Origin of the sequence: Marinospirillum sp., from assembly GCF_044810985.1 — a bacterium.
In the GTDB taxonomy this organism is placed as follows: domain Bacteria; phylum Pseudomonadota; class Gammaproteobacteria; order Pseudomonadales; family Halomonadaceae; genus Marinospirillum.
In genome coordinates, this window is sequence record NZ_CP085242.1 from 2,769,087 (window position 1) to 2,791,814 (window position 22,728).

A 22,728-nucleotide genomic window follows, 5' to 3' on the forward strand; every position below is an offset into this window, starting at 1 on the left:
GTGCCGCACAGAAAACGCATACCTGCCAATGACAAGGTGCCCTTTGAGCGCTGGGAGATGCCGGACTTAACCGGCGTCCGCAAGCGCATTGCCCAACGCCTGGATGAACTTGAAGTAGAACAACAAGAAAGCGATTCAGAAAACCCGCCTGAACCGCAAGCCCCCACCCCTGAAGAAATCCAGACTTTGCGTGAGGAGGCACACAATTCCGGCTATGCGGCTGGCTTTGAAGAAGGTAAACAGACGGGCCACGAAGAAGGCAAGGCACTGGGTTATCAGGAAGGTGAAGCCCAGGGACAGGAAGCCGGATTTCAAAGTGGTTATCAGCAGGGTCTGGAACAGGCCCAGCACGAAGTGGATCAGCAACTGGCGCGCCTGCAAAGTCTGATTGAACAACTGCAGGGACCACTGCAAAATCTGGATCAGGAAGTCGAAGCAGGCCTGCTGTCACTGGTTGATCTGATTTCTCGTGCCATTCTGCGCCGGGAAATCGGCATCAGCCGGGACTTTCTGGGCGAAGTTCTTCGCGAAGCCGTAGCGGCTTTGCCGGCAGGTCATCAGCGCCTGCGCATTTATATCAACCCCCAGGATCAGCAGTTGATTGAAGCGGTCAGAAGTGACTTGCTGGAAGAAAACCGGGTGATCAGTGATCCCCAGATAACCCCCGGAGGGGTCAGGGTGGAGACCCTGCAAAGCCTGGTCGACTCCACTCTGGAAAACCGCTACAAAAAAGTGATCGACTCTCTGCTGGATGCCGGTTACCAGGAAGTGGAGGGTGATCTGGAACCCTTGTCGCGTGATGTTCTCGCTGAACCGGAAGCCACTCCGCCCCAGGAACCAACCCAGCCTGTTGCAGAAGAAACTCAAAGCCAGCCTGCCCCGACGCCTGAGGAAACGGCAGTGGACCCTCAGGACTATCGGCACGATAACCTTGGGCAGGAAACTGAACCGGAGCCTGAGCCGGAATCTGAACCGGAACCGGAGCCCCAGCCTGAACCTGTTGCCAAGGTCAGTCTGCAACGCAGCTCGGCACCGCGCAATCTGCCACCCCTGGATGAGCAGCAAAAGCCTGCTGAGCCCTCACCGAACAATGAAAGCCCCGCAGCTGACCCGTCCGCTCAGGAAAGTGAAGACCCGGAAGATCTTCAGGCAGAAGAGCCTCCCGCTCAAGATGATCGGCAGCAGCCAGAGCCGGAAATGGATTTCCCAGAAACAAACGGTCGGGATGAGCCAGCTGACTCTAGTGAACCATCAGAGCCTGGTGAAGTGACTGAATACCCTGAGAACCCCCAGGCCCCTGAACAAGAAGGCGATCAACCGGAGCCTCCGGGCGATGGTGAATCACCAGACCCTGTTTCCCAGCCACAACCCCAGCCACCGCTGACGGATGAAGATGAAGACGACTTCTTTGATCAGGTTCTGGGTGGTGAGGAAGGTGAAACCCAGGAAAAGAATGAAGAGGCAGCGCCCGAACCAGAAGAAAAGGTTTGGGCACCTGAGTCTGTCCATGAAGTGCGTTATCTGGAAGACCCGGAAGCGGTTATGGAGAGCACCTGGAAAGATGATTTTCAAGACCACGAGGCATCGGAATCCGAATCCGAAGAAGACACCGAAGAGGCCGCCAACAACCCTGAACAGGCTCTGGACGACCTGATGAAGTTTGATGATGCCCCTGAAGAGGATGCTGGCACCCAGTCCGGTCGGGGTAATGATCATGGTTAGTTCCAGTCTGGCTGACAGGCTTAAATCCTATCAGCAACAGTTGCGTCCCGATGAGCCTCTGGTCGAGGGTCGGCTGGTCAGAATGGTGGGCCTGACTCTTGAGGCCGTGGGCTGCAATCTGCCGGTGGGTTCTTACTGCTATATTGAAAGTGTGTCCGGAGACCCGGTTGAAGCTGAAGTCGTGGGCTTTGGTGCTGAGCGTATTTATCTGATGCCCTTGAAATCAGCCGAAGGCCTTCGCCCTGGTGCCAGGGTGACACCCAATAACAAAGCATTGCAGGTTCCCGTGGGTTTTGGGTTGCTGGGTCGGGTTCTGGATGGCTACGGTCGACCGCTGGATGGTCGTGGCCCCCTGGCTTCTGAAGGCGAGGCCAATCTGAATGGTCGCACCATCAACCCTTTGGAGCGCCACCCGATCGATACACCGCTTGATGTTGGCGTGGGTGCCATCAATGCCATGCTGACCGTGGGGCGCGGGCAACGCCTGGGTCTGTTTGCCGGAAGTGGTGTGGGTAAATCGGTGCTTCTGGGTATGATGACCCGTTTTACCAAGGCTGATATCACCGTCGTGGGGCTGGTGGGTGAACGTGGTCGGGAGGTCAAGGAATTCATTGAACAGATACTGGGGCCGGAAGGCATGGCTCGCTCGGTGGTGGTTGCCTCACCGGCTGATGATGCGCCCCTGATGCGCCTGCGTGCCGCCCAGATTACCCACAGTATTGCCGAATACTATCGTGACAAGGGCAAAAATGTTCTTTTATTGATGGATTCACTGACCCGTTACGCCCAGGCTCAGCGTGAAATTTCCTTGGCCGTTGGCGAGCCACCGGCCACCAAGGGGTATCCACCCTCGGTGTTTGCGCGTATTCCTCAACTGGTGGAGCGCACCGGTAATGCTGCCAAGGGTAAGGGGTCGATTACCGCTTTTTATACGGTGCTGACCGAAGGTGACGACCAGCAGGACCCCATCGCGGATGCAGCCAGGGCCATTCTTGACGGCCACATTGTTTTGTCCCGTAAACTGGCAGAGGAAGGGCATTATCCGGCCATCGACATCGAAGCTTCCATCAGTCGTGCCATGCCGCAGATTGTCAGTCCCGAGCACCTGTCCAGGGTTTATCGCTTCAAACAACTGATGGCCCGGTATGAGCAGAACAAGGATCTGATTAATGTCGGTGCCTACACCAGAGGCAGTGATGCCGAAATCGATCTGGCCATAGCCATGATGCCGGCCATGCGTGAATTTCTGCAGCAACCTCTTGATCAACAGCAGGACTTCCTGACCAGCAGTCAGCGCTTGGAGCTGTTGGCCAAAGCCATGAACCAGAACAGGCAGTCACAATAACCCGGTGATCCCATGAGTCGTGAGAAACGCCTGCAGCCCGTTTTAAAGCTTGCTGAGGGTAAGGTTGACGAAGCCAGCAGGGCTTTGGGCTACCTGAATCAGAAAATTGAACAGGAAGCGCAAACCAAAGAGCAACTGAAGGTTTATGAAAAAGAATACCTGCAGTTGATGCGTGGTGGCGAGGAACCGGGCCGGAAAATGGATATTCAGGCCGTGCTGCGCTATCAGTCTTTCATCCAGCGACTGGAGCTGGCCCAGGTCCAGCAGGATGAGCAGATAGAACTTTTGCAGCGGCAAAAGGCTCAGGTCACTGAGCACTGGATCAAAACACGGGCCCGTGCAAAAGGCTTGGAAAGCATCATTGAGGCAGCCCGCAAAGAAGAGGAAATTCTGGCCGGTCGTAAAGAACAAAAGCTGGCTGATGAATACACCAGTAATCGCTATGCCCATAAAAGTTAGTGTTGGCATGCATCCTGCTTAACCAGAACCACAACAAGCGATTACAGCTGCCTTTTCCAATGCAAGGGTCAAGACAAAGAGAGTCCAGCCTATGAATTCATCTGCAAGCCTCAAGGTTTTTCTGGATGCCCCCCCGGCCAGTTCACTGGAAACAAAAAAACCACAGCCCAGCGCCCGCTCGGAGAACAAGCAGGCGTTTCAGCAGCATCTGAAGGGCAACCTTGAACAGCCTTCCGACCGGAAAAAAAGTGGTTGGAAGCCGCCTGAAAAGAGCGAAACACCTGAGCAGAAGCTGGCGGTGCGTCGAGCCCAACCGGAAAAAACCGACACAGCCAAGGTGGCCAAGGACGGAAAAGAGCTGCCGGTTAGTGGCGAGAAATTGCCGCTTTCCAAAGAGGCGCAGGAGTTTGTTGCTTCCCTGCCTGCTGATGAGCGCTCGGATTTTCTGGACGACCTGCAAGCCTGGTTGCAGGGGCTGAGCGATGAAGACCTGAGCGAATTGAAATCCCTGCTGCAGGACGGGGATCTGGCCAGTCTGCAGGAAATGCTGCCGGAAGAGTTGCAGGATTTTCTCGCCCAGTTGGCTGAACAACTGGATATCCAGCTTGAAGACTTGCACCAGGGTTTGCAGCAGCTCCTGGCCAGTATTCAAAAAGGAGATATTGATTTTCGGCAGCTGGCTTCTATGCGTTTCGACAGCCAGTCCGGTGAACTCAGGGTTCTGGTGGAATCGGGTGACAGACTGAGAACAGCAGGCCAGGCCAGCCAGCGCAGTGATACTGAGGCTGCAATGCGTGGCCGGGATACGGCTGAAGCAGGCAAGGAAACCTCGGAAGGGCGCCAGGAAAAGCAGGACGGTCGCCAGGACAGGCAGGAAGGGCGTCAGGAAAATCGACTGGAAGCTCTGGTGGCACGCCTGGGTCGTGGTGATACTTCGGTGCTGAGCAGTCGCTCGGGGAGTGAATCCATGCAACAGTTGATTCAGGCGGCCGGGATGGGTCTGGGTAATACCCCGGCAGCTCAGCCTGCCGCAGCCCGTATGGCAGCCAGCATGCCCGCCATGTCCATGATGTCCCAGGCAGCAGTCCAGGCCAATGCCGAAGCTCTGGCCAATCGAATCAGCACCATGCAGTCCCGCGGAATGCAGATTGCGGAAATGCGCCTGGATCCGCCTGATCTGGGCAACCTGAGGGTGCAGATTAAAATGCAGGGCGACCAGGCCTCAGTGATTTTTCAGTCACCCAACGCCCAGGCCCGGGATCTTCTGGAAAATGCCCTGCCGCGCCTGAAAGAGATGTTGGAAGAGCAGGGTTTGAACCTCGCCGATGCCTCGGTCTCGGAGGAATCCTACTCCCAGGAGGGTGATCAGGAGCAGGGTGATGGATCATCCGGTCAAGGCCTGGGTCTTGCCGAGGGTGGGGAAGCCGAAGAAGAGGAAACCATCTCTTACTTTGAAGAACCTCTGGGTCTGGTAGACTATTACGCCTAGTGGCCTGAAAGGAGAAACTAAATGGCAGATGAAGAAGGCGGAAAAAGCAAAAAGCTGATCATGATTGGCGGTCTGGTGATCGGGATTGCCATCATTTTGGCTTTGGCTGTTGGGGGTACACTTTATTTTCTGGATCGTGACTCTTCCGAAGAGTCCGAAGGCGGTGGAGTTCCTGGCTTGGGAAACTCGGATATCCAGTTGGGTACGGCCTCCTACTATTCTTTTGAAGAAGCCTTTGTGACGCCCTTGATCTCCTCTGATCGCAAACAGCGTTTTATGCAGCTTTCTTTGGCCGTCAAGGGGGATAGCACCCAGGTGACCCAGGCCATAGAAACTCACATGCCAAGAATCAAGAATGATCTGAACCGTCTTTTCACTGGCCAGGATTACCAGACGCTGCAAACCCCCGAAGGTAAAATGCAGCTGCAAAACAGTGCTGAAGAAGTGGTACAGAAAGTGGTCGCACGCGAAGGTGTACAGATAGACCAGGTCTTGATTACCAACTTCGTTCTTCAGTAACTGAAGCCAGCAGACTACAACAACCGACAAGTTTAAGGTGGCAACTTATGGCAGTTCAGGATCTGCTCTCCCAGGATGAAATCGACCTTCTTCTCCACGGTGTGGACGATGACGAGCTGCCTGATGCGTCAGAGAGTGAAGAAAACTCCGGGGATGTTCAGAATTACGACATAACCAGCCAGGACAGGATTGTCCGGGGTCGCATGCCGACCCTGGAAATGATCAATGAGCGCTTTGCGCGCTATACCCGCATCAGTCTGTTTAATCTGTTGCGTCGCAGTGCCCATGTTGCCTCGGGTGGTGTTCAGATCATGAAGTTTGGCGAGTATGTGCACACCCTTTATGTACCAACCAGCCTCAACCTGGTGAAAATCCGCCCGCTCAGGGGGACTTCCCTTTTTGTCATGGATGCCAAGCTGGTGTTCAAGCTGGTTGACAATTTTTTTGGGGGTGATGGACGTCACGCCAAAATTGAAGGCCGGGAATTCACTCCCACGGAAATACGCATTGTTCAAAAGGTACTCGAGCAGGTTTTCATAGATTTGAAAGAAGCCTGGGCGACGGTTTTACCGCTCAACTTTGAATACATCGGTTTTGAAGTCAACCCGGCAATGGCCAATATTGTCAGCCCCAGTGAAGTGGTGGTGGTCAGCACCTTCCACATCGAACTGGATGGCGGTGGCGGTGATTTGCACATCACCATACCCTACTCGATGATAGAGCCCGTTCGTGAAGAACTGGATTCAGGGGTTCAGTCGGATGTCGATGATATTGACGAACGCTGGGTTCGCGCCCTGAGAGCGGATATCATGGAAGCCAAGATCCCCCTGAATGTTAAAGTGGTGGACAAAGATCTGACCCTGGGTGATATCGTCAACCTGGAACCGGGTGATATTATTCCGGTTGATTTGCCGGATTATGTGACCCTGCAGGCCAATGGGGTGCCGGTTTATAAATGCAAGATGGGGCGCTCAGGTGAAAATCTGGCATTAAAAGTTAAAGAACAGGTCCGGCTGGTTCGCTAAAGCGAACCAAGAGCCGGGCCGGTAATGGATAGCTAGGGGAAGCAATAATGAGCGATGAAGAAAACAACGAAAATGAAGACTGGGCTGCAGCTCTGGATGATGATGCTTCGCCTGATGATGATTGGGCCGCAGCCATGGAAGAGCAGTCCGGGTCGGAGGAAGCGGGTGGTGAAGAGTCCATTGATGATGACTGGGGAGCCGCCCTTGAAGAACAGGGTTTGACGGAGGGCGATGATGACGGTGAAAATCTGACCGAAGATGACATAGAATCAGCGCCTCTGGAGTATCTGGAAGATGATTCAACCAGTTTTGAGGGTGACAATCCGAATCTGGAAGTCATCATGGATATTCCGGTCACCATTGCCATGGAAGTGGGTAATACCGAAATTGCCATCCGTAACCTGCTGCAGTTGAACCAGGGTTCGGTGATCGAGCTGGATCGTCTGGCCGGTGAGCCTCTGGATGTGAAAGTCAATGGTACTCTGATTGCTCATGGTGAAGTGGTTATGGTCAATGAAAAGTTTGGTATTCGTCTGACCGATGTTGTGAGTCCTTCGGAACGCATCAAGCGGCTGCGCTGAGTCATGCTTTGGAAAAAGGTTTCTGCCTGGTTCCAGACAAGGTGGACAGATTTCTGCTGTCTGCCTTTTCTGTTTTTGAGTGCCCCGCTTTTTGCCCAGGACAGGGAGCTGGGCAGCAGCAGTTCTGCCATGCTGAAGGTTACCCTGGGCCTGTTGGTTGTTCTCACCCTGATGTTTGTTCTGGCCTGGTTGGCAAAGCGCATGCGCTTGGTTCCGGGGGGCAGTCACGGCCATGCCTTGAAAGTGCTGGCTGTTTTGCCGTTAAGCAATCGTGAACGCCTGGCACTGGTGCAGGTGGGTGAGCAGCAACTTTTGTTGGGTGTGACAGCCAACCAGATCAACTGTTTGCACCAGTTGGAGACTCCGTTGGATATCAAATCGACAGGTGGGCATTCCGGCTTTTCACAATTACTTCAGCAATGGAAAGATAAAAACAACCCGTCAACGGCTGCTAGTCAGTCACAAAAGGATTCTAGGAATGAAGGCTAAGCCTTTACTGATGGCCCTCTTGGGCCTTTTGTTCCTGTCCCTGGATGCCGGGGCCGGGCAATTGCCGGGTATTGAGGCCCTGCGGGTTCAGCCGGACGGTGAAGGGGGTGAAAGCTACTCGGTAACCATCCAGGTTCTGGCCATCATGACCGCGCTGACTTTCCTGCCAGCGATGCTGATCATGATGACCAGTTTTACCCGTATTATTGTGGTGCTGGCCATCCTGCGCCAGGCAATGGGCTTGCAGCAAACACCCTCTAACCAGATCGTGCTGGGCATTGCCCTTTTTCTGACCTTCTTCATCATGACCCCGGTGTGGGAAAAAGTGAATGCTGATGCCCTGCAGCCCTATATTGCTGAAGAGGTTGAACCTCTGGAAGCAGTGGAGCTGGCCAAGGCTCCACTGCGGGAATTCATGCTGGCCCAGACTCGTGAAACCGACCTGGATATGTTTGGTCGCATCGGTGGCTATGAGATTTTTGAATCGGAAGAGGATGTACCCTTTGTGGTGCTGGTTCCGGCCTTTATGACCAGTGAACTGAAAACGGCTTTCCAGATCGGCTTTATGTTGTTCATTCCCTTTTTGATTATTGATATGGTGGTGGCCAGTATCCTGATGGCCATGGGTATGATGATGCTGTCACCGATTATCATTTCCCTGCCTTTCAAAATCATGCTCTTTGTTCTGGTGGATGGCTGGACACTGGTGATGGGCACCCTGGCTGCCAGCTTTGGTTACTGACGAGGGTTAACCTCCGGAGGCAAAATGACCCCAGAAATTGTTGTGGACCTATTGCGAGAAGCCCTGTTTCTGGTGATTACCATAGTGGCTATTGCGGTAGTGCCCAGCCTGCTGGCCGGTCTGATTGTGGCTGTTTTTCAGGCCGCCACCCAGATCAACGAGCAAACCCTGAGTTTTTTGCCCCGCCTGATGGCAACACTTCTGGCACTGATCATTGCTGGCCCCATGATTCTGCGAATGCTGATGGAGTTTTTCCAGCGGCTGGCCAACAATATTCCCTACCTGATCGGGTGACTGTCCCATGCCTATGACTGGTGCGGAGCTGACGGCCTGGATAGGCACCTTTCTCTGGCCGTTTTTTCGGATTGGGGCCTTTTTTATGGCGGCCCCCATCTTCAGTGCCAATTTTGTGCCAGCTCCTATTCGGATTTACCTGGCTATTCTGGTGACCCTGCTGTTGATGCCTCTGTTGCCGCCAGTACCGGTCATGGATGGTCTGTCACCCCAGACCTGGCTGCTGGTTGCCCAGCAGATAGTGATAGGGGCGGCCCTGGGTTTTTTGGTGCAACTGCTGTTTCAGGTCTTTATCATATTTGGGCAGATTGTTGCCATGCAGATCGGTATGGGGATGGCCCAGATGGCTGACCCCTCCAGCGGCATCAATGTCACGGTACTCAGTCAGTATGCTCTGATTATGACCAATCTGGTTTTTCTGGCTGTGGGGGGGCATCTGGTGATCATAGACACCCTGGCAGAAAGTTTTACCATTATGCCGATACGTGCTGAAGGTTTTGTACGTGAACAGGCCTGGCATATTGCCATTCAGGGAGGCTGGCTGTTTGCCGGTGCCCTGCTGATGGCAATGCCCATCATTATTGCCAAGCTGGTGGTGAACGTGGCTCTGGGGGTGATCACTCGAGCTGCCCCCCAGTTGAATATTTTTGTTATCGGTTTTCCAACCATGATGATTCTGGGTCTGCTGGAGCTCTGGTTCTGGTCAACCGAGTACCTTTTTCATTTTGATCGCATGTCGCGGGATATTTTTGAGCTGATGCGCACCTGGTTGGGGATGAGCTGATGGCAGAAAATCAAGACGGTCAGGAAAAAACAGAAGAACCCACGTCGAAACGCAAGGAAGAATCCCGGCGTGATGGTGAAGTCGCTCGCTCCAAAGAGTTGAGTACAGCCATGCTGTTGCTGGCAGCCGGTGGGGCTTTGCTGGTGTTTGGCGCCTGGATGGGTGACAAGGCGCTGGAGCTTTTTGCCTATAATTTTGACCTCAAGCGTGTTGATGTCATGACTCATGACGCCATGTTCAAACACTTTACAGAATCGGTCTGGCATGCCACGGAAACGATTCTGCCTTTTCTGATTGTGCTTTTTTTGATCGGTGCCATCTCGCAAATCATGGTGGGCGGCTGGAACATGACGGCCAAGGCACTGGTGCCCAAATTCAATAAGCTGGACCCCATTGCCGGGATCAAGCGGATTTTTTCCAAAAATTCTGTGGTGGAATTTGTTAAGTCGGTCGCCAAGGTTCTGCTCGTTGGGGTGACCTCCTACATTATTATCTATGGTCTGAGTGAGGAGTTTGCTGTCTTGGGAGCCATGGCACTCAAGCCAGCTATTGCCAAGGGCAGTTATCTGGTGATCTGGGCCTTTCTGGCCATCAGCCTTTCCCTGATCGTGGTGGTTTTGATAGATGTGCCCTGGCAGATCTATCAGCATACTGAAAAGCTGAAAATGACTCATCAGGAAGTCAAGGATGAGCATAAAAACACCGAAGGGAAGCCGGAAGTCAAAAGCCGGATTCGACGCATGCAGATGGAAATGGCACAAAGGCGGATGATGTCCGATGTACCCGATGCCGATGTGGTCATTACCAACCCGACCCACTATGCCGTGGCCCTGAAATATGATGATGACGGCAACTCGGCACCTTTGTTGCTGGCCAAGGGCAAAGAGCAGGTGGCTGCCAAGATCCGGGAAATTGCCGATCATTATGAGATCCCCGTGGTTCAGATGCCCCCTTTGACGCGGGCCGTGTATTTCTCCACAGAAATCGGTGATGAGATTCCCCAGCAGCTGTATATGGCTGTTGCCCAGGTGCTGGCCTGGGTTTATCAGATGAAGCAGTACCGGGCAGGCAAAGCCAAAAAACCGGGCCGCTTGCCTGATATCAGCGTACCGAAGGATCTGGATCCGGACTCCGATTGATTACAATTATCCACAGGAAGGTCTGCACCTGGAGTTTATTTCACGGGGATAAGTTGGCATACTTCTGCGTCGGTGCCCTCCGGGGTTGCCCTGCACTTCTTTTTACCAGGTGAAAAATGGATCGAGCCCAGTTTCAAGATGCTTTCAGAAGCGTCATGCAAAGTCAGATAGCAATCCCTCTATTATTGCTGTCGCTTTTGGGCATGATGACTTTGCCCATGCCTGTTTTCTTGCTGGACGTCTTTTTCACCTTCAATATTGCCTTTGCGGTTGTGATTCTTCTGGTGGCTGTTTACTCCCTTCGGCCTCTGGATTTTGCCGTCTTTCCCACCGTCCTGCTGGTTGCCACCCTGCTGCGTCTGGCCCTGAATGTGGCCTCAACCCGAATCGTCCTGCTCAATGGCCATGAAGGCGGGGATGCTGCCGGCAAGGTCATAGAATCCTTTGGTGCGGTCTTGATTGGTGGCAACTATGTCGTGGGTTTGATTGTCTTTTTAATTCTGATGATCATTAACTTTGTGGTTATCACCAAGGGTGCCGGGCGTATTGCAGAAGTCAGTGCCCGTTTTACCCTGGATGCCATGCCCGGCAAACAAATGGCAATCGATGCGGATTTGAATGCCGGTTTGATTGATCAGCAGGAAGCCAAAAACAGACGCGAAGAAATTGCTTCTGAAGCGGATTTTTACGGCTCCATGGATGGTGCCAGCAAGTTTGTGAAAGGCGATGCAGTCGCCGGCATCATGATTCTGGTCATCAACATGGTGGGCGGCTTGCTGATCGGGATGATTCAGCATGACCTGGATTTCTCCCTGGCCAGTGAACGCTATGTTCTTTTGACCATTGGTGATGGCTTGGTGGCACAAATTCCATCCCTGATGTTATCGGTTGCGGCCGCCATCATGGTGACCCGCGTTAACTCTTCACAGAATATCTCCACGCAGGTTTCCAAACAAATGTTTGGTACCCCCAAGGCCCTGGCTGTGGCAGCCACGATCATGGTCATCATGGGTCTGGTGCCGGGTATGCCGCATGTTGCTTTTCTGGGCTTGGCATCTATTGCCGGGGGTGGTGCCTACCTGATTCATCGCATTCTGCAAAAACAGCTGGCCGAGGAAATGGCCACTGAGCAGGCGGCCAATCAGCTGCCCATGACGCCGGACCCCGATGTTGTCGATCAAAAAGAACTCAACTGGCAGGATGTGGCTCCTGTAGATTTGCTGGGCCTGGAGGTTGGCTATCGTTTGATTCCTCTGGTGGATAAAACCCAGGGTGGCCAGTTGCTGGGGCGTATCAAGGGTATCCGTAAAAAACTTTCTCAGGATCTGGGATTCTTGATGCCCTCGGTGCATATTCGTGACAATCTGGATCTGACCCCCAACAGTTACCGGATTATTCTTAAGGGCGTCACCATAGGTGAAGCCGAAGTGCACCCGGAAAGAGAGATGGCCATCAACCCAGGTCAGGTCTATGGCCCGATCAATGGCATCAAGGGGCGGGATCCTGCTTTTGGCCTGGAAGCGGTCTGGATCAACCCTTCCCAACGCGAAGAAGCCCAGACCCTGGGCTACACCGTGGTGGATGCCAGTACGGTGATTGCCACCCAGCTCAACCAGATCATGCACGATTATGCTCACGAACTGATCGGGCATGATGACGTGCACAAAATGCTGGACATGCTGGCCCAGTCGGCACCCAAACTATCCGAGCAGCTGGTGCCGGACAGTGTTAGCCTGTCGGTGCTTCTCAAGGTGCTTCAGAATCTGTTAACAGAACAAGTTCCCGTCAAGGATTTTCGCTCCATAGCCCAGGCTCTGGTGGAGGCAGCCCATACCACCCGTGACCCCATACAATTGACGACAGCCGTCAGGGTTGCACTATCCCGCTCAATTGTTCAGGCTATTACCGGCCCCAGCGAGCATCTTGCTGTTATTACACTGGAACCCGAGCTGGAACAACTCTTGCTGAAGAGTGTGCAGCAGGCGGCCCAACAGGGGGGTGAGAGCGATCAACTGATCCTGGAGCCCGCCATGGCAGAGAAGCTGCAGCAATCACTCAGCGAAGTGGCACAGCAACAGGAAATGCAGGGCAATCCGGCCGTTTTGGTGACAGCAGCACCCGTGCGTCCGGTAATGGCAAGATTTGTGCGCTATGGCATCCAGAACGTACATGTGCTTTCCTATCAGGAAATACCCGATAACAAACAGATCACTATCGTCGCAACCATAGGTCAATAACAGCGTGCAAACTAAGAGGTCTTCTACATGCGGGTGAAGCGCTTTTTCGGGGCAGATTCCCGTCAGGCCATGCGGCTGGTTCGTGAAGAACTGGGTGCCGATGCTGTCATTGTTTCCAACCGCAAGGTGGACAATGGCGTAGAAATTGTTTGCGCGCTTGACTATGAGGGTGATGAAACCTCACAGGACTTTTCCACAGCCTTAAAGGAAGCGGATCAGGGTGATGCCCTGCAACAGGAGCTGGACGAAGCTCGGCAAAGAATTTTATCCGGTGCCCGCTTTGATACTGGAATGAAGGAAAACGCCTTTCAGAAAAAAGCCCGGATGCGCCAGTGGGGCCTGAATGAAGATGGCGAAACCGAAAGAGAGGCTCGCTCTTCCTATGATCTGGATGATGATGCCTGGGGCACACCGGCGGGAAAAAAACGCCAGGGCACGAGCACCGAAGAGCTGGCCATCAAGGCAATGCAGTCAGAAATCCAGGGGCTGCGCGATCTGCTCAAAGAACAGCTGCGCGAAAGTGATGGGGCCAGAAATCCAACCGAAGCCTTGATACGCAATCGCCTGCTTGAGGCCGGCTTTACCTCGGCCTATGTCAGCAAGCTCATGAAGCTGGTGCCCCTGAATAGTGATATGGACAGCCAGACGGCCTGGCAACTGCTCCTCAAGCGCCTGGAAAATGAACTGCAAACCCTGGATGAAGAATTTATTGACAAGGGTGGTGTGGTCGCCCTGGTGGGACCAACCGGGGTCGGGAAAACCACCACCCTGGGCAAACTGGCAGCCCGCTATGTACTCAAACATGGGGCAGAAGGCCTGGCGCTGGTCACCACGGATTGCTACCGGATTGCCGCCTATGAACAGTTGCGCACTTTCGGGCGCATTCTGGGGGTGACGGTTCGGGTTGTGGATGAGAACAATGCCCTGGATTTAACCCTCAAGTCCCTGCGTAATAAAAGCCTGGTCTTGATCGACACGGCGGGTCTGAATGTCAGGGACCCGAACCTACAAAGCCAATTGACACTGCTGACTTCGGCCCAGGCCAGAATCAGACGCTTTATCGTACTGCCGGCCATCAGCCAGTCACGGGTGCTTCTGGACACTTATGAAGCTTACCGGGATGCCGGACTCAATGGCTGTGTGTTGACCAAGTTGGATGAGGCAGTGCATATCGGTGAAGTCCTGGGTCTGGTACTGGAAAAAAGGTTGCCGGTCAGCTACATCACCAACGGTCAGAAAATACCGGATGATGTAAAGCTGGCCAGCCCTTCGTCTCTCGTGGGCCGTTTTGCCCGGGATGTGGAACGAAGTGAAGAAAATGACGGAAAGACAGGCTGAATGAATGACTGCTGCCAAAGGTCTTGATCTTTATTCGCGTAATCAACAGCTTGCAGATGCCAAGCTGCTTGAGCAATACTCTTCTCTGGTGAGGAGGATTGCTTACCATCTTTTGGCCCGCTTGCCCGCCACCGTGCAACTGGATGATTTGTTGCAATCGGGCAGCATGGGGCTGATTGAAGCATCCAGAAACTTTGATGCGGACAAGGGTGCCAGTTTTGAAACCTTTGCATCCATTCGCATTAGGGGTTCCATGCTGGATGAAGTGCGACGGCATGACTGGGCACCGCGATCGGTGCATCGCAACAGCCGCCGCGTGGCGGAAGCCATTAAAGCAGTGGAAATGCGCACCGGACGTGACGCCCAAGAGCATGAAGTAGCTGAAGAAATGGGGGTGTCACTGCAGGAGTATCACCACTTTCTTGCAGATACTGCAGGTTCCCGGCTGTTCAGCTTTGATGAGTTGACCAGTCAGGAGGACTCGGCATTTGAGTTGCCGGATAAAAGCAGCTCAGGGCCATTGGGTGAAGTGCAGGAAGCGGATTTTCAGGATTCACTGGCAAATGCAATTTCAGCTTTGCCTGAGCGTGAACAAATGGTACTTTCACTGTACTATAACGAAGAGCTGAATCTTAAGGAGATCGGTGCAGTTCTTTCTGTCAGCGAGTCCCGCATAAGTCAGATACTGAGTCAGGCTGCTGCCCGATTGCGGGGAAAACTGTCGGATTGGAAAAATGTATAGTGTGCCCTTCTTCGGCCAGGATTGTATTATAATCATTACTGCTGTTGGCAAGGTTTAACGGAGGTTGCCTTGAATAAAGATATGAAAATTCTCATCGTGGATGATTTCGCCACCATGAGAAGGATAGTAAAAAACCTGCTGCGTGATCTGGGTTTCAACAACACTCACGAAGCAGATGATGGCCTGACAGCAATTCCCATGCTGAATACAGGCAACTTTGATTTCGTGGTCACTGACTGGAATATGCCGGGCATGACAGGTTTCGACCTGCTCAAGCATATTCGCGCTGATCCCGAACTGAAAGATCTGCCCATCCTGATGGTCACGGCGGAATCCAAGCGGGAACAAATCATTGCTGCTGCCCAGGCAGGCGTGAATGGTTATATTGTCAAACCCTTTACCGCTGCAGTTTTGAAAGAAAAAATTGAAAAGATTTTTGAGCGCTTATAAAACTGATGACGCAGTCTTGTTTCTGTGTCACTTGTTCGGGTGATGAATGACTGATCAATCCAGCCAGCCAGAAAACTTTGAGCAGCTGTTGCGCAGCACAACAGGCGAGCTGATTGAAAAAATTGAGCAAGGCGAGCTTGTTGATGCAGTCAACCTGCTGCAGCAGATCAATGATGCCAGAAACAAGAACCTGTATCTGGAAGTCGGGCGACTGACACGTGCACTGCATGATGCCATCAGGGATTTCCACCTGGACACCTCAGCAGTTGTGGGTGCTCAAGATGAGTTTTCAGATATTTCTGATGCTGCTGATCGCCTTAATTATGTGATCAATCTGACTCAGGATGCCGCCAATACCACCATGGACAAGGTGGATGAATGCATGCCACTGGCCAGTGACCTGGGTGAGGAGGCCAGTTCCCTGCGCGAAGAGTGGGCCCGGTTGAAGCGGCGCGAAATGAAACCTGAAGAGTTCCGTGAATTGTACAAACGCATGGATACCTTCCTTGAAAGCACAGAACAAAAAACAACCAGGCTGAGCAACAACTTTAGTGAAATTACCCTGGCACAGGGCTACCAGGACTTAACCGGTCAGGTTGTCAAAAAAGTGATCGTGCTGGTTCATGAGGTGGAAGACAGCCTTGTGGATTTGGTCAAAATGGCTAGCCAGGTCGACAAAATAACCGGCATTCGCCATGAGAATGCCCAACAAAAAACCGAGGTCGTTGATGATCCGCCAACGCCGGAAGGCCCGGCAATCAATGCTGAAAAACGCGGCATTGAAGTGGTGTCGGGTCAAGATGAAGTTGACGACCTTCTCTCCAGTCTCGGGTTTTAAAGGAGCCGATGGATGAGTCTCGATGCAGATCAGGATATTCTGCAGGATTTCTTAGTAGAAGCAGGTGAAATCCTGGAACAGCTCTCTGAACAGTTGGTCGATCTGGAGCAGTCACCAGATGACCCTGAGCTGCTTAATGCCATTTTTCGCGGTTTTCATACCGTCAAGGGTGGGGCTGGCTTTTTGCAGATCAACCCTTTGGTTGACTGCTGCCACAATGCCGAAAATGTTTTTGACACCCTCAGAAAACACCAGCGCCAGGTTACCCCCGAATTAATGGATACGGTGCTGAGTGCACTGGATACCGTCAATGAAATGTTTGAAACGGTTCGTGGCGATGAAATGCCGGAACCGGCTGACCCTTCCTTGCTGGATGCCCTGGCTTACTACGCCAAACCCGAAAGTGAGGCTGGCGAACCCCCCGCAGCTGTGGCTGAACAAACTGAACAGGCCACGGGTAATGCCGACAGCACTGATCAAAATACGGAAGCCTCCACATCCAGTGGCTCTGAAGAGCAGGGCGACATCACCGATGAAGAATATGAGGCTCTGCTCAATGCCTTGAGTCCAGAAGACAAGGCGGCCATGCAAAAAACGGCTGCCGAGGACAAGAGCAAGAAACCTGCAAGCAGCCCTGCAGCGTCTTCCGGCGGAAACGATGACCTGATTACTGAAGATGAATTCGACCAGCTTCTGGATGAGCTGCATGGCAAAGGCAAGGGCCCAGGTGCTGATGTCAGTAAAGACAAAAAAGAAGCTCCTAAGGCTGCTGCTCCTGCTTCCGGCGGGAATGATGACCTGATTACCGAAGATGAATTCGATCAGCTTCTGGATGAATTGCACGGTAAAGGTAAAGGCCCGGGTGCAGCACCCAAGTCTGCATCCAAGCCTCCTCAACAGGAAGCCAAAGAGCCAGCCAAGAAAGAAGCACCTGCCAAGCCTCCTGAACCCCAAGCCAAACCACCGGCCACCCAGGCCAAGACACCGGCCAAAAAAGAAGCGGCAGCAGACAGCACCGTGCGCGTGGATACCTCGCGCCTGGACGAAATCATGAACATGGTGGGTGAGCTGGTACTGGTACGTAACCGCCTGGTTCGCCTGGGGTCTGACAGCACGGATAGTGAGCTGGCCAAGGCTGTGGCCAATCTGGATGTGGTCACGGCTGATTTGCAGACTTCCGTGATGAAAACCCGGATGCAGCCGGTCAAGAAAGTATTTGGTCGCTTCCCAAGGATTATCCGTGACCTTTCCAGGAAGATGAACAAGGAAATCAAGCTGGAAATGATCGGTGAAGACACCGATCTGGATAAAAACCTGGTCGAAGCCCTGGCTGATCCCATGGTGCACCTGGTACGCAACTCGGCTGACCATGGCATTGAACAACCCGAAGATCGTGAGAAAAAAGGCAAGCCGCGTGAAGGCACGGTTATCCTGGCGGCAGAGCAGGAAGGCGATCATATTCTGTTGACCATCTCGGATGATGGTGCAGGCATGGATCCCGAAGTACTCAAGCGCAAGGCCGTAGAAAAAGGTCAATTGGATCAGGATGCTGCGGATCGCCTGACGGATCAGGAGGCTTTCAACCTGATTTTTGCCGCCGGTCTCTCCACCAAAGACGAGATCTCGGATGTGTCCGGTCGTGGTGTGGGCATGGATGTGGTGAAAACCAAGATATCCCAGCTCAATGGCACCATCAATGTCTGGTCGGAACTGGGCAAGGGCAGCAAGATTATCATCAAGGTGCCTTTGACTCTGGCGATCATGCCCACCCTGATGATCAAATTGCAGGATCAGACCTTTGCCTTGCCTCTGGTGAACGTCAATGAAATCTTCCAGCTGGATATTTCCCGTGCCAATAAAATTGATGGTCAGGAAGTCATTATTATCCGCGAAAGAACCCTGCCGCTCTTCCATCTGCGGCGTTGGTTGATCCGCGATCTTGCCAAACGTGAAATAACCCAGGAAGAACTCAAGGAAGCCCATGTGGTGGTGGTTTCCATTGGCAACCAGCAGGTCGGCTTTGTGGTCGATGACCTCATCGGTCAGGAAGAAGTGGTGATCAAGCCTCTGGGACAGATGCTGCATGGCACACCCGGTCTGGCGGGTGCCACCATTACCGGGGACGGGCGTATTGCCCTGATTCTGGATATTCCGGGTCTGCTTAAGAATTATACCGGGCGGCGCTGATTGACGTGACGCCTGCTGAAGAATGTTTGCTGCCGAGTAGGCAGCTTGATCAGTTTGTGGGAGAAGAAGATGCCAATCACCGTTTTGGTGGTTGATGATTCAGGTTTTTTTCGTCGCAGGGTCTGTGAGTTACTGGAAACCGATCCTCGCTTGAAAGCCATAGGAACAGCGTCAAATGGCCGGGAAGCAGTAGAAAAAACGCTGGAGCTGAAACCTGACGTTATCACCATGGACTATGAAATGCCGGTCATGGACGGTATTTCAGCAGTTCGTGAAATCATGGCGAAACAGCCCACGCCGGTTCTGATGTTTTCATCCCTGACCCATGAAGGGGCCAGGGTGACACTGGATGCGCTGGAAGCCGGGGCCGTTGACTATCTGCCCAAAAACTTTGAAGACATCTCCCGTAACACCGAAAAGATGGCCAAGGTGTTGTGTGATCGGGTGATCACGGTCGCTCGCAGTCGTTCCTCGGCCGCACCGGTTGTTTCCCGTGGATACCAGCCCCGCCAGCCAGGGCGTGATCCACACCGGGAAGAAACAAAAGCTTCTGGCGTTGAGCGCAGCAGACTGCAGGATCGGATTGCCAATCGGCGTGAAGAGGCCCGTAAAAAACAGGAGCAGCAACAGGCACAAAGAGCGGAAGCCAAAGCCAGCCTGGTCGCTGCACCCAAACCCAAAGCCAGGCCGCGTCACTTTTCTCTGGTGATGATAGGCACTTCCACGGGTGGCCCTATGGCCCTGCAAACCGTGTTGACACGTTTGCCCGCCAATTTTCCGGCTCCCCTGGTTCTGGTTCAGCATATGCCCTCAACCTTTACCGGGGCATTTGCCGAAAGGCTCAACAGTTTGTGTAAAATTCAGGTAAAAGAAGCGGAAGATGGTGACCTCCTGCGTCCAGGTCTGGCATTATTGGCACCTGGGGGCAAGCAGTTGATGATTGATAAGCGCAATGGCGGCAGTGTGAGAGTGCTGCCAGGCGATGATCGTCTCAACTACAAGCCTTGTGCCGATGTGACTTTTGGCTCGGCAGCCAAGGTTTATCCCGGCAAGGTGCTGGCGGTGGTGCTGACCGGTATGGGAGCCGATGGTCGGGAAGGGGCAAGAATGCTCAAGGAAACCGGCTCCGTTGTTTGGGCACAGGATGAAGCCAGCTCGGTGATCTATGGTATGCCGATGGCTGTTGCCAAGGCCAATATTGCAGAAGAAATAATAAATCTTGCGGATATAGCCGACAAGTTAACCAGTGATGTCACCTGATGCAGGTGGTCAACAGGAGTTGAAACGGGTATGCATGTCTGGGCGGTTGCTAATCAAAAAGGCGGAGTTGGTAAAACCACAACTGCCGTAACCCTCGGGGGTATTCTTGCTGACCGTGGTCATCAGGTACTTCTACTGGATCTGGATCCTCATGGTTCCCTGACCAGTTACTTCAAATACGATCCTGACAGTGTTGAAAAAAGTGTTTATGACCTCTTTCAGCACAAGCAGATTCCCGAATCCCTGCCCGCCAGCCTGTTGCTGGACACGGGTCATGACCGCCTGAAAATCATGGCGGCCTCAACAGCTCTGGCTACCCTGGAACGGCAGATGAGCGGTAAAGGCGGGATGGGTCTGGTGGTTGCCAAGTCCCTGGCACAACTCTGGAACCGCTTTGACTATGTACTGATTGACAGCCCCCCGGTTCTGGGACTGCTGATGATCAATGCCCTGGCGGCCTGCGAACAACTCATCATTCCTGTGCAAACTGAATTTCTGGCCATCAAGGGTCTGGAAAGAATGATGCGTACCCTGAAAATGATCAACAAGGCGCGCAAACACGCTTTGCCCTATACCGTGGTGCCTACCCTGTATGACCGCCGAACCCAGGCCTCCATACAAAGTCTGCGCCTGCTCAGAAATACCTACGGGGATGTGATCTGGCACTCCATGGTGCCGGTGGATACCAAGTTCCGTGATGCCAGTGTGGCCGGTATGCCGGTGTCCATGCTCGATCCCAACAGCCGTGGGGTGCATGCTTACAGTGTGCTCCTCAAGTTTTTGCAGGAAAAAGAATCCGAAGCCCGGCGTCAGACTGCCCCTGACAGGGAGGCGGGTCAATGAGCTGGCATGAAACACCTCAACAGGCCATTGAGGGCTACCTTGAAGCCCTGCTGAGTGATGATGACGGTCACGATCTTGATCTTGAAGACCTGTATTCCCAGCCTGCGTCCAGCCCGCCCAGGGAGGAGTCGCACCAGGGTCGCCATTTGAGTGACTCCCTGGCCAGAGCCCGTCAGGCAGCCACGCAACCGGAAGAGGAATCCAAGCCTGTTGCGTTTGAGGAAGCTGAGCCCGCACCCCAGGTACTGATGCCCGAATTGAAGTTCGCGCCCGAACCGGAGCCTGAACCCAAGCCGCAGCCCGTAGTGGAGCCCGAACCCGAGCCTGTTGCCAAGGTGGCTGATCCTGAACCCGAGGTGGTTGCCAAACCACCGGCAGAAAAAACACCTGATCAGCCGCCCAGTCCACCGGGCTGGAAAGATGGTCGTCCGGTCTGGGCGCAGGAGCGGTTTGAGTGTCTGCTGTTCAAGGTCAAAGGACTAACCCTGGCTGTGCCCCTGGTAGAGCTGGGTGGGATTATCAAGATTGATCGGGAGCCGACCCCGTTATTCGGTCAGCCCGACTGGTTTCTGGGAATGCTCAGGGCCAATGATATCAATGTTTGCATGGTGGATACTGCACAGTGGGTTTTGCCCCCGGCCTTGATTGAAAAGCATCCGGAAACCTACAAACTGATTATTCGTATTCATGACAGTGTCTGGGGTTTGGCTTGTAACGAGGTGGATCGCTCCATCTCTCTGGAACCCGATCAGGTGCGCTGGCGTACTTCACTGGGCAAGCGCCCCTGGCTGGCTGGCACTGTGATTGAGCATATGTGTGCCCTGATTGATGTGGCTGCCTTCGATCGCCTGCTCAAGGAAGGTCATGGTCAGATGGAACCGGCCAATCTCAGTGCTCTGAACAAGATCGACTCGGAATAAAGGTGCCATCTGCCCACTGTTTTTCTGGGCAGAGGTGTATTAGCATAGCGACTTATGGGTGTTTCCCCCATCTGAACTGAAGGATAGAACCATGTCTAGCCCACAAAAGATTCAGGCTGAAAGCGCCTCAGATCCAGTACTCCAGTATGTGACCTTTCGTCTGGCTGAAGAGACCTACGGCATCAATGTGATGATGGTGCAGGAAGTGCTGCGCTACACTGAAATCGCCCCGGTTCCCGGTGCTCCCGACTATGTGTTGGGCATCATCAACCTGCGGGGTAATGTGGTCACAGTTATTGACACCCGTCAGCGTTTTGGTTTGATGCCTGGTGAAGTCACTGATGCCACCCGCATCATGATTATTGAAGCCGAACAGCAGGTGGTGGGTATCATGGTGGACTCGGTTGCCGAAGTGGTTTATCTCAAACAGTCCGAGATAGAAACTGCGCCCAATGTGGGTAATGAAGAAAGCGCCAAGTTTATCCAGGGGGTTTGCAACAAGAACAATGAACTCTTGATTCTTGTCGAACTGAACAAGCTTATGTCCGATGATGAATGGTCTGAACTGGCCGCTCTTTAATGCCTATGCCTTCCCTGTTTGAGTTGGTTGCCGTTGTTGTGGCTTTCCTGGCCCTGGTGCTGGGGCTTCTTGCTTTTGCTCATATTCGCAAGCTCAGGCAGAAACAGGAGGAGGCCAGAAATGAAACCCATTTGCTGATTAAAGCCCTGCGCAATGAGAATCATGCCATGGGCAGTGGTGCCATAGGGATGGGGCAGCGCCTGGTGGAAGTGGAAAAGCGACTCAACAACACCATGGAACGGCAGATGGAGGTGGAGCAGCGCGATCCGGGCAGTCTGCCTTATGCCTATGCAGTGCGTCTGGTTGAAATGGGTGCCACTGTGGACGACCTGGTTCAGAACTGTGGTCTGGCCAGGGTGGAAGCTGAATTGATTACCCTGGTGCACACCGAATTGAAAGCCCAGCGTGAAGAGCCGGACCGGGAAGAACACTACTCCATCAATTGAGTTAGCCTGGTGGGTTCTTGCTTTTCAGGGTGTCCAGGTCATAAACAAAAGCCAGAACTTCAGCAATGGCCATATACAGCAGCTCCGGTATTTCTTCACCCAGCTCCAGATGGGCCAGGGCTGCAGCCAGATCGGCATCCTCGTAAAGCGGCACTCCCTTCTCTTCGGCAATTTCAATAATCTTCTCGGCAATTTCCGCGCAACCCTTGGCGGTCAGTCGCGGTGCTCCCAGGCCATCATACTGCAAGGCCAGGGCGCGTTTGGGCGGCGGGTTTCTGGGTCTGCTGAGGCGCATCTTG

The 22,728-nt window shown here is 53.3% G+C and carries 24 protein-coding genes; 23 read left to right on the forward strand and 1 reads right to left on the reverse strand.

The window, feature by feature from the left end; translation table 11 throughout:
* The 23 genes from LG323_RS13090 to LG323_RS13200 all read left to right on the forward strand — a co-directional run bounded on the left by LG323_RS13090 (window position 1) and on the right by LG323_RS13200 (window position 22,429).
* Entirely contained in the window at window positions 1–1,722 is a 1,722-nt protein-coding gene (locus LG323_RS13090; protein WP_404417001.1) for a FliH/SctL family protein, read from the forward strand.
* Window positions 1,715–3,067 (forward strand): flagellar protein export ATPase FliI, encoded by a 1,353-nt coding sequence (gene fliI / locus LG323_RS13095; RefSeq protein WP_404417004.1) that lies wholly within the window; start codon window positions 1,715–1,717, stop codon window positions 3,065–3,067. Before LG323_RS13090 ends, fliI begins: the two co-directional genes overlap by 8 nt.
* A gap of 12 nt (window positions 3,068–3,079) precedes the next feature.
* On the forward strand, window positions 3,080–3,526 hold the full coding sequence (gene fliJ, locus LG323_RS13100; RefSeq protein ID WP_310695159.1) for a flagellar export protein FliJ: 447 nt from the start codon (window positions 3,080–3,082) through the stop codon (window positions 3,524–3,526).
* A 91-nt stretch (window positions 3,527–3,617) separates the two neighbouring features.
* Window positions 3,618–5,015, forward strand: a complete 1,398-nt coding sequence (locus LG323_RS13105; RefSeq protein ID WP_404417008.1) for a flagellar hook-length control protein FliK — start codon at window positions 3,618–3,620, stop codon at window positions 5,013–5,015.
* A 21-nt stretch (window positions 5,016–5,036) separates the two neighbouring features.
* Window positions 5,037–5,534, forward strand: coding sequence for a flagellar basal body-associated protein FliL (gene fliL / locus LG323_RS13110; RefSeq protein WP_404417011.1), 498 nt, complete (start codon window positions 5,037–5,039; stop codon window positions 5,532–5,534).
* 47 nt (window positions 5,535–5,581) lie between these two features.
* The gene (fliM, locus tag LG323_RS13115) at window positions 5,582–6,559 is read left to right on the forward strand and encodes a flagellar motor switch protein FliM (protein ID WP_404417014.1); all 978 of its coding nucleotides are present in this window, start codon (window positions 5,582–5,584) and stop codon (window positions 6,557–6,559) included.
* A gap of 47 nt (window positions 6,560–6,606) precedes the next feature.
* The gene (fliN, locus tag LG323_RS13120) at window positions 6,607–7,140 is read left to right on the forward strand and encodes a flagellar motor switch protein FliN (RefSeq protein WP_404417017.1); all 534 of its coding nucleotides are present in this window, start codon (window positions 6,607–6,609) and stop codon (window positions 7,138–7,140) included.
* 129 nt (window positions 7,141–7,269) lie between these two features.
* Entirely contained in the window at window positions 7,270–7,629 is a 360-nt protein-coding gene (gene fliO, locus LG323_RS13125) for a flagellar biosynthetic protein FliO (protein WP_404417020.1), read from the forward strand.
* Complete coding sequence (gene fliP / locus LG323_RS13130) at window positions 7,619–8,371, forward strand: flagellar type III secretion system pore protein FliP (RefSeq protein WP_404417023.1); 753 nt, start codon at window positions 7,619–7,621, stop codon at window positions 8,369–8,371. Before fliO ends, fliP begins: the two co-directional genes overlap by 11 nt.
* 24 nt (window positions 8,372–8,395) lie before the next feature.
* Window positions 8,396–8,665 carry a flagellar biosynthesis protein FliQ gene (gene fliQ / locus LG323_RS13135; protein ID WP_404417026.1) on the forward strand — a complete coding sequence of 90 codons (270 nt, stop codon included), beginning with the start codon at window positions 8,396–8,398 and terminating at the stop codon, window positions 8,663–8,665.
* 7 nt (window positions 8,666–8,672) lie between these two features.
* Window positions 8,673–9,449, forward strand: a complete 777-nt coding sequence (gene fliR, locus LG323_RS13140; protein ID WP_404417029.1) for a flagellar biosynthetic protein FliR — start codon at window positions 8,673–8,675, stop codon at window positions 9,447–9,449.
* The gene (gene flhB, locus LG323_RS13145) at window positions 9,449–10,588 is read left to right on the forward strand and encodes a flagellar biosynthesis protein FlhB (RefSeq protein ID WP_404417032.1); all 1,140 of its coding nucleotides are present in this window, start codon (window positions 9,449–9,451) and stop codon (window positions 10,586–10,588) included. The genes fliR and flhB overlap by 1 nt, the downstream gene beginning before the upstream one ends.
* A 155-nt stretch (window positions 10,589–10,743) precedes the next feature.
* Complete coding sequence (flhA, locus tag LG323_RS13150; protein ID WP_404417035.1) at window positions 10,744–12,825, forward strand: flagellar biosynthesis protein FlhA; 2,082 nt, start codon at window positions 10,744–10,746, stop codon at window positions 12,823–12,825.
* 27 nt (window positions 12,826–12,852) lie between these two features.
* On the forward strand, window positions 12,853–14,163 hold the full coding sequence (gene flhF, locus LG323_RS13155; RefSeq protein WP_404417038.1) for a flagellar biosynthesis protein FlhF: 1,311 nt from the start codon (window positions 12,853–12,855) through the stop codon (window positions 14,161–14,163).
* A gap of 4 nt (window positions 14,164–14,167) precedes the next feature.
* Entirely contained in the window at window positions 14,168–14,905 is a 738-nt protein-coding gene (locus tag LG323_RS13160) for an RNA polymerase sigma factor FliA (protein WP_310695147.1), read from the forward strand.
* Window positions 14,906–14,974: 69 nt separating this feature from the next.
* Window positions 14,975–15,355 carry a chemotaxis response regulator CheY gene (cheY, locus tag LG323_RS13165; RefSeq protein ID WP_310695146.1) on the forward strand — a complete coding sequence of 127 codons (381 nt, stop codon included), beginning with the start codon at window positions 14,975–14,977 and terminating at the stop codon, window positions 15,353–15,355.
* A 46-nt stretch (window positions 15,356–15,401) separates the two neighbouring features.
* Complete coding sequence (locus tag LG323_RS13170) at window positions 15,402–16,193, forward strand: protein phosphatase CheZ (protein WP_404417042.1); 792 nt, start codon at window positions 15,402–15,404, stop codon at window positions 16,191–16,193.
* Between the two features lie 12 nt (window positions 16,194–16,205).
* A complete protein-coding gene (locus tag LG323_RS13175; RefSeq protein WP_404417045.1) occupies window positions 16,206–18,380 on the forward strand; it encodes a chemotaxis protein CheW in 2,175 nt (724 codons plus the stop codon).
* 69 nt (window positions 18,381–18,449) lie between these two features.
* The gene (locus LG323_RS13180; RefSeq protein ID WP_404417048.1) at window positions 18,450–19,640 is read left to right on the forward strand and encodes a chemotaxis response regulator protein-glutamate methylesterase; all 1,191 of its coding nucleotides are present in this window, start codon (window positions 18,450–18,452) and stop codon (window positions 19,638–19,640) included.
* Between the two features lie 30 nt (window positions 19,641–19,670).
* Entirely contained in the window at window positions 19,671–20,483 is an 813-nt protein-coding gene (locus LG323_RS13185) for a ParA family protein (RefSeq protein WP_404417051.1), read from the forward strand.
* Window positions 20,480–21,403 carry a chemotaxis protein CheW gene (locus LG323_RS13190; protein WP_404417054.1) on the forward strand — a complete coding sequence of 308 codons (924 nt, stop codon included), beginning with the start codon at window positions 20,480–20,482 and terminating at the stop codon, window positions 21,401–21,403. The genes LG323_RS13185 and LG323_RS13190 overlap by 4 nt, the downstream gene beginning before the upstream one ends.
* Window positions 21,404–21,494: 91 nt before the next feature.
* A complete protein-coding gene (locus LG323_RS13195; protein ID WP_310695140.1) occupies window positions 21,495–21,983 on the forward strand; it encodes a chemotaxis protein CheW in 489 nt (162 codons plus the stop codon).
* A complete protein-coding gene (locus LG323_RS13200) occupies window positions 21,983–22,429 on the forward strand; it encodes a DUF2802 domain-containing protein (RefSeq protein WP_404417056.1) in 447 nt (148 codons plus the stop codon). Before LG323_RS13195 ends, LG323_RS13200 begins: the two co-directional genes overlap by 1 nt.
* 1 nt (window position 22,430) lies before the next feature.
* Here LG323_RS13200 and LG323_RS13205 read toward each other — a convergent pair whose 3' ends face one another.
* Window positions 22,431–22,724: an EscU/YscU/HrcU family type III secretion system export apparatus switch protein gene (locus tag LG323_RS13205; RefSeq protein ID WP_404417059.1), complete on the reverse strand. Its 294-nt coding sequence runs from the start codon at window positions 22,722–22,724 to the stop codon at window positions 22,431–22,433.
* Window positions 22,725–22,728 lie beyond the last annotated feature (4 nt).